The sequence below is a fragment of the Streptomyces sp. AM6-12 genome (genome assembly GCF_044327085.1).
Lineage (GTDB): Bacteria > Actinomycetota > Actinomycetes > Streptomycetales > Streptomycetaceae > Streptomyces.
Map to the genome: position 1 here is coordinate 960,777 of NZ_JBIQWN010000002.1, position 11,892 is coordinate 972,668.

An 11,892-nucleotide genomic window follows, 5' to 3' on the forward strand; every position below is an offset into this window, starting at 1 on the left:
TAATGTGCGGCGATCATCCCGGCATGACAGCAGAGACGATCACCGCAGCGGCAGCAGGCAGTTGGACACTCGGTGACCTGGTGGTCAACCGGATCGGGTTCGGCGCGATGCGCCTGACGCAGAACGGCGCGGCGTTCGCGGCGGGCGCCAGTCCGAGCGATCGCGGGCGGGCGATCAGTGTGTTGCGCCGTGCGGTCGAGCTCGGAGTGAACCACATCGACACCGCCGCGTTCTACTTCTCGCCCCTACGATCGGCCAACGAGCTGATCAACCAGGCACTGGCGCCCTACCCGGACGATCTCGTCATCGCCACCAAGGTCGGGCCGGGCCGGGACCCTTCGGGCAAATGGCTGCCCCATGCGACCCCGGAGCAGCTGCGCGGCCAGGTCGAGGAGAACCTGCGCCAACTCGGCCGCGACCACCTGGACGTGGTGAACCTGCGCATCGTGGGAACCGACTCGATCGCCGAGCGTTTCGGCGCCCTGGCCGAACTGCGCGAGGCCGGGCTCATCCGCCATCTGGGGCTGTCCAACATCCGTCCCCATCATCTCGCCGAGGCTCAGGCCATCGCCCCGGTGGTCTGCGTCCAGAACATGTACGGTCTCGGCGCCTCGCCCGAGCAGGAGGCGTTCCTGCGCGCCTGCGGTGAACAAGGCGTCGCCTTCGTGCCGTTCTACTCGATCGCCGGCACCGGACGCGAGGCCGGCGCGACCGCGACCACCGACACCAGTCAGGTGCAAGCCATTGCCCGTGCCCACGGGGTGAGCGCGGCCCAGATCCGGCTGGCGTGGACGCTGCACCGCGGCCCTCATGTGCTGGCCATCCCCGGCACCGGCAACCCCGACCACCTCACCCAGAACGTGGCAGCCGGCACCCTGCGCCTGTCCGAGGCCGAACTCACCGCCCTGGGCGGCCTCCAGCGCGAAACAGCGTGAACCCGCGAGGCCCTCGCCCGCCGGCTCGTCCCTCCGCCGTGGTAGTCCAACTCGGTCAAATGCGCACCGGCCTTGTCCTGGTCGGCGCCCGAGGCCGTACCCCCGACGCTCACCCTCCCCCCGAGCACGGGTTCCGGTACGGCACGCCGGGGGCGTACTTGGTCCACTGGGCGGCGGTGATCGGCGTGTGCAGCGTGGAGGAGCACAAGGTGTCGGCGACCTCGGCCGGGTCGGTGTCGTAGAGCGTGACGGAGCCGGTCGCGGCGACCGCGATGGTGCTGCCCGAGGGGGAGAACGCGGCGGTGAGCTGGTCCCCGGTCACATCCGTGGGTTCGAGGATGGCCAGCAGCGTGGGGGACGACGAGGGCGGCGTCCGCCACAGCTGCATCCCCGGCTGCTCATTGCTCCCGTCGGCCAGCAGCCCGCCGTTCGGTGCGAAGACGAAGCCGCTGGTGCCGCGCAACGTACTGATCGTGCCGAGGACACGCGGGTGCGCGGGGTCGTCGGCGTCCCAGACGGTGGCGGTGTTGTCGCCGGCGCCGGCGGCCACCAAACGCCGGCCGTCGTCGCTGAGACCCACCGTCGAGCTGACGGCTCCCGGAAGGGCGACGGTGCTGCGCGGGCGGCCGCCGGCGAGGACGAACAGGGACAGCGACGCTCCGGGGCCGGCGACTCCGGACGTGGCGGCGACCACCCCGGTCACCGCCGCGGTGAGGCCGCCCTTGTTGGCCCGCGGCAGAGCCGAAGTGGCGCCGCGGTCCGGGTGGTCGGGGTCGTTGACGTTCCACCAGCTGATGCCGGACCCCGTGAGGATGCAGGCGGTGTGTCTGCTCACCAGTCCGGCGATGTCCGAGGCGGGATCGGGCAGCGGGATCGAACCGGCGCGTTCGGCGTGCAGGGCGCCGGTGACGCGCCACAGCACCAGCCGGTCGTGGCTCTGTACCGCGACGAGGCCGCCCGCTTGGTCGGTGGTGACACCGGGCGTGAGGATGACAGAGCCCAAACCGGACGGCTCGGTGGGGAAGTCGGCGGAACCCAGCGACGCGGTCTCGGCCGGATGGCGCGTGTCGTGCAGGTCCCAGATCTGCACCGCGCCGTTGTGCGCGACGGTCAGCAGTGCCCTCGGCGCGAGGAACGTCACCATCTGCGGGATGTCCGGCAGTGGGAAGGTGGCGTCGAGGACGGGATCGCCGGCGGCGGAGGCGTTCCAGATGCCGAGCGGTGACGGGGACGTACTGAAACCGGTGTCGCGCGGTGCCGCGATCAGTTTCCCGTCGGGACTCATGCTCCACACATCGCGGCCGGTGATCGCCATGCCGGCCGCCTGCGTCAGGGGCCGGCGCCACGACCGGAGCTTGCCGTCCCGGCCGCCGGTGAGGATGTCGCCGCCCGCGGTGTAGGCCACGGTGAAGGTGTCGAACCCGGTCTGCGCGCAGTCGGTCAGCGCCATGCCCTGGAGGTTGGCGGGGGTCAGTCTCACCTGGCACAGGGCGCTCTTGGGATCGTCGGTGCCGACGCCGCCGTAGACGAGCCGGCCGCCGTCCGGACTGAAAGCCACACTTTCCAGGTCGGCCGGTGTGATCCCGGTACTGACCTCGACGGGCTTCGGGTGTGCGGGGTCGTCCATCTTCCACAGCTGGAGGACGGCGTCTCCGGCGGCCCCCATCATGCGGCCGTCGGGGCTGAACGCCACACTCTGGAAACCGGCGGAGAGGGAGGCGAGCTTCTTCGGCCTGGCGGGGTCGGCCACGCTCCACACCTGCGTCGCGCCCCGCTGATTGGTCTGTGCCAGCAGGTGGCCCCGCGGGGCGAACGCGACCCCCGCCAGCAGGGCCTCCGAAGCGGGATCGGGCAGGACGGCCCGTACCCGCGGGTGCGCCGGGTCGGCGATCGACCACAGCAGCGTGAAGCCCTGCTCGGCCGCGGCCGCGAGCAGCGAACCGTCAGGGCTGACGACCATGGCGGAGAGCTGCATCTTCCGGCCGGACAGCCGCGCCGGGACCGGCAACTCCGCTCCCGCCCGCGGATGACGGGGATCCGTCAGATCCCACAGGCACAGCGCCTTGCCGGTGGCGGCGCAGTGCCCGGCGAGCAGCCTCCCGCCGGGGGCGAGGGCGATGGCCGAGCCGCCGGCCGGGATGGTGGACTCAAGGACCGGTGCGGTGGGGTCGGCGAGATTCCAGAGCCGTACCGACGCGTTCGCATCGCTGTCCGCGGCCAGGGGACCGTCGGGCTGCGTGGTGATGCGCAGGACGGGGCTGCCACTGGCGAGCACACCGTCCACGGGCGTGTTGAGCGAGCTGTAGAGCTGGTCGGTGGCCTCCCGCGTGGGAGAGGAACGGTAGGCGGCGACGGCCAGTTGGGCGGCCAGCCCCGGATCGGTGGACCGGACCGCCTCGGCGTCGGCGGCGAGATCGGTGGAGCGCACCACGGCCGCCTTCCGCGCCGCCTGCTGTCCCTCCCACACGGATCTCCGTTCGGCGATCACGCCCAGGACGGAGGCCAGCAGGGCGAGTACGACGAGCACCGAGGTGACCGCCCACAGGCTCCGGCGCTTGCGGCGGGCCGCCCGCTGGTCCCGCAGCCCCTGGTCCAGGAACGCGCGGGCGGTCGGGCCGAGGGCCTTTCCGGTGCGCTCGTGGTCGCGCGCGGCACGTTCGGCGGTCTCCAGACGGTGACCGCGGTAGAGATCGCTGGCCCTGCGCCCGGCCTGATCCCAGGCGCGGGCGGCATCGGACAACTGCTGGAGGGCGAGCAGGCCGGCGCGGTCTTCGTCGATCCACGCACGCAGCCGCGCCCACGCGTACAGGAGCGCCTCGTGGGCGATCTCGACGCCCTCCTCGTCCACCGTGACCAGCCGGGCCGCGGCCAGCGCGTGCAACACCCTTACGGCGGCGTCCCGTTCGCCGGGGCCGGCCAGGTCGTCGGGGGAGAGCCTGCGCCGGGTGTCCTCCACGCCCTCGCCGATGTGCACCAGGCGCAGCAGCAGACCGCGCACCAGCGCCCGCTCCTCGGCGGGCAACGCCGTGTACGCCTGCTCCGCGGTGGTCGAGATGGCGTCGTCGACGCCGCCGGTGGCGCGGTATCCGGCCAGGGTGAGCAGCGTGCCGCTGCGTTGCTGCCAGGTGGCCAGCAGCGCGTGGGACAGCAGCGGCAGCACGGGGGAGCGCACACCCTGCCGCCGTACGCCGGCCTCGCGCAGCAGGGTGTCGGCCAGCCCCTCCTCCAGGCGCAGTCCCGCGACGCGGGCGGGCAGCTCGATCACCGCCAGCAGTTCCTCCGGCCCGAGCGGGCCGACCACGACCTGCCGCTTCTCCAGCGCCGTCACGAGTGCCGGATAGCGGGTGCACGCCTCGTAGAAGTCGGCCCGCAGGGCGATCACGATGGTGGTCCGGCCATCGGCCAGAGCGGTGAGTTCGCGTACGAAGCGCTCCCGCTCCTCCTCTGTCGCGCCCGCGGTGAACAGTTCTTCGAACTGGTCGACCAGCAGGACGGCCGACTCGCCTTCCGCCAGCGCGTCGGAGCACCGGGCGAGCGCGCGCAGCGGATCGGCACCGGGCTTCATGGCGGCGATGCGCCGGCCCCCGCCGAGTTCCTCGAGGGCGGGTACGACCCCGGCGCGCAGCAAGGACGTCTTGCCGCTGCCGGAGGCCCCGACCACGGCGATCAGACCGCCGCCACGGATACGGGTGACCAGGTCCTGGACCACCTGGTGCCGCCCGAAGAAGTAGCGGGCGTCCTCGGGGCCGAACGACTCCAGTCCCCGGAAGGGGCACGGGACGTCGTCCGGCTCGGTACCGGCAGCCGCGGGGGACAGCTCCTCCGGGGCGGGCGCGGGACGCGGACGGTAGGCGGGGTTGTGTGCGACGACCAGCTCGCCCGCCCGGTCGCTGCTGTGCCGCCGGGGACGCGGAGCGCCTTCCGCGGGCAGGATCCTGGCCAGGTAGCGGTAGGCGTGGTCGAGCGTCAGCTCCCGCGGTCCGGCCGGGTCGCCGTCCCGCAGCAACTGGATCAGCCCGCCGGTGAACGCGGTGTACGTCGCTCCCGGACGGGCCAGCCCGAGTTCCTCGCGGGCGGTCGAGGTGAGCAGGAACCCGCCCCGCACGAGGCTCTGTTCGAAGACGGCGTCCAGCGCCGGAGGTCCGAGCGGGGTCAGGGCCCGGCCGGAGAAGCAGCAGTCCAGCAATACGGCGACGGAGCGTGCCCTGCCGGCGCGGATGGTCTCGCGTAACGCCTCGTACCGCAGCGCCTTCCAGGACAGGCCGTCCACCAGATCGTCGGTGGCGCAGGTGGCCAGGTACAGCCCTTCGTCGCCGCCCACCAGCCCGTGGCCGATGAAATGGACCAGCAGGGTGTCGTCCGCCTCCTGCGCCGCCTGCCGGACGGCGTTGCCGAACTCCAGCGGGCTCGGCGGATCCAGCAGGACGCGCAGATTGGCCCGCGGCACCCCGACCCGCTGGTGCAGGACGTCCGCCAGGTCCGTCAACGACGGTTCGACGGCGGGGATGCCGGGCACCCGCCCACTCTCCGGATGCCGGCCCGTCCCGACGAGCAGGACACGTGAACCCGGCCGTGCCAGTGCGACGGGCCGTAACCCGCCGCCGGCGTCCTCAGCGCTCGGGAGCGTCATCGCGGGCTCCGTCGCCGTGCGCATCCCGCTCGGCCGCGTCGGGCCAGGCCGCCTCGGCCAACTGCGCTACCTGGGCCCGTAGTTGAGCGGCGTCCAAGGCGCGCACCCGGTCCGCGCGCAGTTCGATCCGGCTCCCGTCACGCCGTGACAGCCGGACCGTGACGCTTCCCGTACGCCGACGCAGCCAGGCGACGAGCACGCTGGCCATGGCCGTCGCGACCCCGCCGGAGCCGAGGGTCACCACCAGGTGCTCCAACTCCCCGCCCAGGGCCCCTTCGGGGACCGGTCCGACCTCCCTGCGCACGCAGCCGCGCAGGCCGTCCTCCTCGTCCAGCCAGCGGGCGAGATCGGCCGCCGCCGCTGCCGCCGGCACGCCCGCGTCCACGGACAAGGTGACGTTGCCCGCCAGTGGCCCACTGTCCCGTACGGCCCTGGCCGTCTCACCGGCCATGAAGTCCCCCCGCTTTTCACGCACTTGGCCCTCCGATCGCCCGCCCCGGAGACGCGGACGACCAGTGTGGGGGACGGGCCCCGAGCCTTCAAGGACCCCGACGAGCGGCACGGCATGCCTTGGCTCCGACGGCCGTCGGCTCACGCCCCTTCGGCGCCCCCAGCGGAACTCGCGCTGCGGGCGGCGCCGACGGTTTCGGCCTCGGCCCCCCGGTGCGCCTTGCCGACGCCGCCGACGAAGAAGCAGGCGATCGCGGCGGCCGCGGTGGCGCCGAGGATCATCGTACAGCCCCGGTCGAAGGCGTCCACGCGGTGGGCCGGCGCTGCGCCCATGGTGGCGACCAGCAGGGAGATGCCGAGGACGGTGCCGGCCTGGCGTGCCATGGTGACGACGCCGGAACCGGTGGAGAAGCTCTGCGGCGGCAGCGCGGAGACACCGGCGCTGATCAGCGTGGGCAGGGTCAGGCCGACGCCGATGCCGGTGAGCAGCATGCCCGGCAGCATCCCGCCCGCGTAGCCGGAGGCCGGCGTGAGCAGCGTCAGCCACCAGGCGATGCCCGCGCCGAAGACGACGCACCCGGTGAAGGCGACCACGCCGGAGCCGAAGCGGTGGATCACCGGCCCGATGCTCATGGCCAGCGCGGGCGGCAGCAGGGTGCCGGGGAAGAGGGCGAGACCGGTCCGCACCGCCGACCAGTGCCACACGTCCTGGCACCACAGCACGGTCGACAGCAGCATGGCGGCGAACGCTACGGCGAACAGGACGTTGGAGAACGAGGACGGACTGAAGCCGCGGAACCTGAACAGCGGCAGCGGCAGCACCGGCGACGGGTGGCGCGCCGAACGCGCCGTGAACCAGGCCAGCAGCAGCACCCCGAGTACGAGGGCGCCGATGAACTCCACCGACGTCCAGCCCCAGTCGTCGCCCTTGACCAGGCCGAGGGCGATCAGGGTGATGGCGCAGGTCAGCACGGCGGCACCGAGCACGTCCGCCCGCGGCAGGTCCCGCGAGGGAACGCGCGGCAGCACCCGCAGCCCACCCAGCAGCGCGGCCGCCCCGATCGGCACGTTCATCAGGAACACCCAGTGCCAGCTCAGATCGGTCAGCAGCCCGCCCAGCACCGGGCCCAGCGCACTGGCCACCCCGCTGATCGCCGTCCATCCGCGCACCGACGCCAGACGCTTGTCGGGGGGAGCGGTCGCCAGCAGCAGGCCGAGCGAGGAGGGGATCAGCATCGCCGCACCGACGGCCTGCGATACCCGTGCCCCGACCAGGAACCAGATCCCCGGCGCCAGGGCGCACAGCAACGAGGAGACCGTGAACAGCACGATGCCGGACAGGTAGGCGATCCGCGGATTGACCCGGTCGGCGAGGTTGCCCGCCGGCACCAGCAGCGCCGCGAACACCACCGCGTACGCGTTCAGCACCCACGACAGGGACGCCAGCGGTGCCCCCGAGAACTGGCGGCCGACGTCCGGCAGCGCCACGTTGACGATGAACACGTCCAGGTTGGCCATGGCCACCCCGGCGCCGATCACCGCGAAGACCACCCCGAGTCGCGGTCGGGCCTGCGGGGGGCTGGGGGCATCGGCGGTCCGGCCGTCGGCGAGGCTCATGTCCGTCTCTCCTCAGTTTGAAATTCCAACTCACCTGTGCGGTGAAGTTAGCAACGAAGGAACGGACACGGCAACGCCCGCCGGCACGCTGTGACGCGCACCTCGTCCGGCACCTCGGTCCGATGCGATGCGCGAGAACGGGTGGAAGCGCGCCCCGATAGCATCCAGCGTTTGAACTCACCGTGGTGTGCGAGGCGTCTGGCGCTCCCGGAGCTGGCACGGGCCACCTTCTCGTCACCCCTGGCGGCCGGGACCAGTCGGCTCACGTCAACTCGCCGCGGCCGGTGACCAGATCCCGTCGGGAAAAGGAACAGGGGGCTTCCGGCAGAGCCAAACGCGGCGCGGACACGGCCGTTTCCGCAGCGACGACCTTTCTGGGTACGTTGCTCGTGGAATTCTTCACGCCCGGTCTCCGTGTCGAACACCCCTGGCTTCGGCGCTGCTGGTAACACTGCCGGTCGCTCTCGCCAACCTGGTGATCAATCACATGGAGCGCCGTAAGAACGACGATGATGACGAGGGGGGGCAGGGGATGAGACTCTCCTGGTTCTGGTTGCTGATATTTCACGTCAACGATTTCGGATACAGTCACGGCCTCCTGCCAGGAGCGATCGGGACGGCCGCCTTTCTCGTCGCAGCCGTTGCGCTCGGAATCACCCTGCACCGTTCCCGCTACGCCGCGCTCGCCGCGGCCGCCCTCCTCCTCTGCGGTGGTGTCGGGTGGCTCGCCACCCACTGAGCCCCGCCAGCGGACCGCGGGTTCGTCAGCGGTGCATCAGGGGGCGGTCAGCGGCCCCTGGCACTGTTGTCCCTGTCAGCGGCAGGGAAGACCGAACGCCGGTGGCAGGGAGAGGTGCCCGGAGCGGTTGATCGGGGACCAGCGAGCTCGCCTCACGGTCGGGCCCCTCTGGGGGCCCACGCAGGTTCGAATCCTGCCCTCTCCGCTCCGCGGGCATGACACGAAGGCCCGGCCATCCAGCGGCTCAGGACTTCCCCGCGCGCACCAGCCCTTCCAGCGGCTCTACGGTGCGCCGGGCGGCGGGGTATCGCGCGATCGACTTCTTCACCGCGAGACTGATGTACCGGACCGGAGTGGGGGACACCAGGGCGACGGTCGTCAGGCCCTTTGGCAGCTCGCCGATATCGTGCGCTTTCACCACGAAACTCGGGGAGGACCCGGCCTGCGCACAGGCGTTGAGCAGCACCTGGCGGCATGCCCCTTCGTGGAGGTCGTTGTCCACCCAACGCCGTGCAGCGAGGTCCGACAACGGCACCTCCGGCACCTCCGGCGTCTCGGCGAGCGGATCGTCGACGCGGACGACGGCCAGATAGGGGTCCTCCGCGAGCCTGCGCACATCGACCGGCCGTTCCGGCCGAGCCGAAGCAGCCGATCGACAGGCCGCCCACCCGGCCCGCGCGCAGATCACCGACCACCCGCTCGTCCCGGCTGAACCGGCATACGGGCTCGTCGGCGGCGTACCCTGCCTGAACGGTGTCGCCGTCTCCCGCCGACGCTGAGTCGCCGGCACACCCCTGGTGCGTGCCCTGCAACCGCACCACGGATCCCGCCGCGCTGAACACCGGCCTCGGACAGCGCCGTTGGACCGTCCGCACGGAACCTTCACATCATGAGCCGCGCCGCACGGACAACCCCCGCCGCCGTACCCGCGTCTTGATCGACAACAGACCGACACGCCCTGGTCCTCGCGGACGGGGCGTATCCCCGACTCGCTATACACGCTGTGTATACGCATCGTGTATAGAAAGGCATGTATGTACGGCAAGGCTTTCGCGCCCGAGTACCAGGGCGCCCTGACCACCCTCTCCGTGAACTCCTCGCTGACGGACGTGCTCGCGGAAGGCATCGACAAGCTGCGCGAGGCCGAGCGGTCCGGGCACCCGGCCGAGGCCGCCCGCTGCGGGCTGGCCGTAGCCGAGGCATACCGGCGGCTCGGAAACGTACGCGAGGCCGACCAGGCATGGAAGGCGAGCTACCGTACCGCCCGCGAGGCCGGCGACACCGCGACGATGGCGTGGGCGCTGTGGAGCGGCGGCACCCTCGCCCGGCAGCGCGGGGCCTTCCCGCTGGCCTGGCGGCTGCTCAAACTCGCGGCCGACCTCGGCGAACGGGCCGGCGACGTCGTCTGCCGGGGCTACTCGCTGGCCGGACTCGCCGAGACCGGCCGCATCCAGGGCGACTACGCGGCGGTCGGCCGACTGCACGAACAGCTGCTGGCCGAGGCCCGCAGGCGCGGCGAGGCCCGGCACACGGTGTGGGCACTGGAGGGCATCGCCCAGATGCACCGCAACACCGGCGACTACGACCGGGCGTACGCGCTGTTCGAAGAGGCGGCGGAGATAGCCGAGCGCGCCGAGGACCGGCGCGGCCACGCGTGGGCGCTGCGCGGCCTCGCGGACATCCTCTCGGTACGCGACAAGGACACCGAGAAGGCACTGGAGCTGCTGTCGCGGGCGGAGGCCGGCTGCCGTGCGATGAACCTGTCCAGCGCGCTGGCATACAACCACAAGATGCGGGGCAACGTCCTCTTCCGGGCCGGACGCCACGAAGAGGCGCGGCGGATGTACGAGCTGGCGCTGCGGGAGTTCCGCGCGATGAGCGAGCCGCGCGGCGAGGCGCTCGCCCGGCTGGGCCTCGCCAAGTCGCTGGCCCGGCTCGGCCGGGACCGCGACGAGACGGCGGCGGAACTCGCCGACCTGGCACGCTCGTTGGAAGGCAGCGGACTCAAGCACGTGCACCGGCTGGCGATCCGCGCCCAGGAGGAGTTCGCAGCCCAGCCGGAGGCCGTACGGTGACCGCGCTTCAGGCTCCGCCCGCCGCGCCCGAAGTCCTCGCCCGCTGCGCCGAGTTGGTGCGGCCGGCGCTGCGCGAGGCGGTGGGCGCGCTGCACCCGTGGACGGCCGAGATGGCCGCGTACTCCCTGGGCTGGTGCGAGGTGGGCGGCGCGCCCGCCGCCACACCGGGCGGCAAGGGCGTACGGCAGGCCCTCGCGGTGCTCGGCGCGCGGGCGGCGGGTGCCGACGCACGCGCCGGGGTTCCGGCGGCGGTCGCGGTGGAGCTGGTGCACACCTTCTCGCTGCTGCACGACGACATCATGGACGGCGACGCGACCCGGCGCCGCCGCCCGGCCGTGTGGAAGGCGTACGGCACCGGCCCGGCGGTGCTGGCCGGCGACGCCCTGTTCGCGCTGGCGGTGGAGACCCTCGCCGCCGTGCCGCAGAGCGCCCGCGCCGTACGGCTGTTGTCGGCGGCCCTCGCCGACCTGGTGCGCGGGCAGGCCGACGACCTGCTGTTCACCGCCCGGCCGTGCACCGGCCCGGACAGGGTGACGGCCGAGGAGTACCGGGCGATGGCGGAGGCCAAGACCGGCGCCCTGCTGGGTTGCGCCTGCGCGCTGGGCGCCGTGCTCGGGGGAGCGGACGAGGACACGGCCGGCGCGCTGGACCGGGCCGGCCGGCATCTCGGCATCGCCTTCCAGCTGGTCGACGACGTGCTCGGCATCTGGGGCGACCCCGCCGTCACCGGCAAGCCCGCGGGCGGCGATCTGCGAGAGGGCAAGAAGACCTACCCGGTACTGGCCGCCCTCCACTCCCCGGCGGCCCGCCACCTGCCCGAGCTGCTGGCCGCGCCGGGGCGGGCACGGGAGGCCGCCGAACTGATCGAGACGGCCGGCGGCCGTACGGCGGCGCTCGCCGAGGCCCGCACACACACGGCCGCCGCCCGCACCCTCCTGACCCGCGCGGCGCTGGACCCGGCGGCCACGGAGGAACTGCTCGCGGTGCTGGACTTCCTGGTCGGCCGCGACCTGTAAACCCACCGGCGCGCCGCGCAGACCCCAGACAGCCCTCGCCGCACCCGCCCCGGCCGTCGGGCCCGTGAACAAGGACGGCGCGCCGGTGCGGCTGACGGACGGCACGGACAGCGCACCCCGACTCGCCGTACGCCAGGCGTCGGTGGCGGACGACCAGACGACCGGACGACCAGACGACCGGACGGCCGGACGAGTGGTCGGCGAGGACGATCGGACGACCAGAATGCCCGGCGAGCCGAGCGCCCGGCTGCGCCGCCGCCTCGACCCGCGCCAGGAACTCCCCGCCGCGAGCGGCGGCCCGACCGCGAAGCCGGCCACGGACGCGGGGGCCGCGGCGGGGGCGGCGCCTTTTCGCCGAACACCGGGCCCCAACGGGTATCCCGCCGTGGACCCTCATCGCGGCTGAGGCCGCCGACACCTCCCGGCGATG

9 protein-coding genes and 1 pseudogene are annotated in these 11,892 nt (G+C 72.9%); 6 read left to right on the forward strand and 4 right to left on the reverse strand.

All coding sequences use genetic code 11. The annotated features are described in order from the left end of the window. Positions 1 to 23: 23 nt before the first annotated feature. A complete protein-coding gene (locus tag ACE4Q9_RS32725) occupies positions 24 to 935 on the forward strand; it encodes an aldo/keto reductase (RefSeq protein WP_397988123.1) in 912 nt (303 codons plus the stop codon). A 109-nt stretch (positions 936 to 1,044) separates the two neighbouring features. Here the strand turns inward: ACE4Q9_RS32725 and ACE4Q9_RS32730 are convergent, their stop codons facing one another. The 3 genes from ACE4Q9_RS32730 to ACE4Q9_RS32740 all read right to left on the reverse strand — a co-directional run bounded on the left by ACE4Q9_RS32730 (position 1,045) and on the right by ACE4Q9_RS32740 (position 7,632). After that, positions 1,045 to 5,451, reverse strand: coding sequence for a hypothetical protein (locus ACE4Q9_RS32730; protein WP_397988124.1), 4,407 nt, complete (start codon positions 5,449 to 5,451; stop codon positions 1,045 to 1,047). A gap of 94 nt (positions 5,452 to 5,545) precedes the next feature. After that, a complete protein-coding gene (locus ACE4Q9_RS32735; RefSeq protein WP_397988125.1) occupies positions 5,546 to 6,040 on the reverse strand; it encodes a hypothetical protein in 495 nt (164 codons plus the stop codon). Between the two features lie 116 nt (positions 6,041 to 6,156). Further along, on the reverse strand, positions 6,157 to 7,632 hold the full coding sequence (locus ACE4Q9_RS32740; protein ID WP_397988126.1) for an MFS transporter: 1,476 nt from the start codon (positions 7,630 to 7,632) through the stop codon (positions 6,157 to 6,159). A gap of 487 nt (positions 7,633 to 8,119) precedes the next feature. On the opposite strand from ACE4Q9_RS32740, the gene ACE4Q9_RS32745 reads away from it, so the two are divergent. Further along, entirely contained in the window at positions 8,120 to 8,371 is a 252-nt protein-coding gene (locus ACE4Q9_RS32745) for a hypothetical protein (RefSeq protein ID WP_397988127.1), read from the forward strand. 108 nt (positions 8,372 to 8,479) lie between these two features. Then, positions 8,480 to 8,576: pseudogene (locus ACE4Q9_RS32750) on the forward strand. A 39-nt stretch (positions 8,577 to 8,615) separates the two neighbouring features. Here the strand turns inward: ACE4Q9_RS32750 and ACE4Q9_RS32755 are convergent. Then, complete coding sequence (locus tag ACE4Q9_RS32755) at positions 8,616 to 8,987, reverse strand: hypothetical protein (RefSeq protein WP_397988128.1); 372 nt, start codon at positions 8,985 to 8,987, stop codon at positions 8,616 to 8,618. Positions 8,988 to 9,405: 418 nt separating this feature from the next. On the opposite strand from ACE4Q9_RS32755, the gene ACE4Q9_RS32760 reads away from it, so the two are divergent. From ACE4Q9_RS32760 to ACE4Q9_RS32770, 3 genes are all read left to right on the forward strand, one after another. Continuing rightward, positions 9,406 to 10,446 carry a tetratricopeptide repeat protein gene (locus ACE4Q9_RS32760; protein WP_397988129.1) on the forward strand — a complete coding sequence of 347 codons (1,041 nt, stop codon included), beginning with the start codon at positions 9,406 to 9,408 and terminating at the stop codon, positions 10,444 to 10,446. Next, on the forward strand, positions 10,443 to 11,462 hold the full coding sequence (locus ACE4Q9_RS32765; RefSeq protein WP_397988130.1) for a polyprenyl synthetase family protein: 1,020 nt from the start codon (positions 10,443 to 10,445) through the stop codon (positions 11,460 to 11,462). Before ACE4Q9_RS32760 ends, ACE4Q9_RS32765 begins: the two co-directional genes overlap by 4 nt. Positions 11,463 to 11,526: 64 nt before the next feature. Continuing rightward, positions 11,527 to 11,868: a hypothetical protein gene (locus ACE4Q9_RS32770; RefSeq protein ID WP_397988131.1), complete on the forward strand. Its 342-nt coding sequence runs from the start codon at positions 11,527 to 11,529 to the stop codon at positions 11,866 to 11,868. Positions 11,869 to 11,892: the final 24 nt, after the last annotated feature.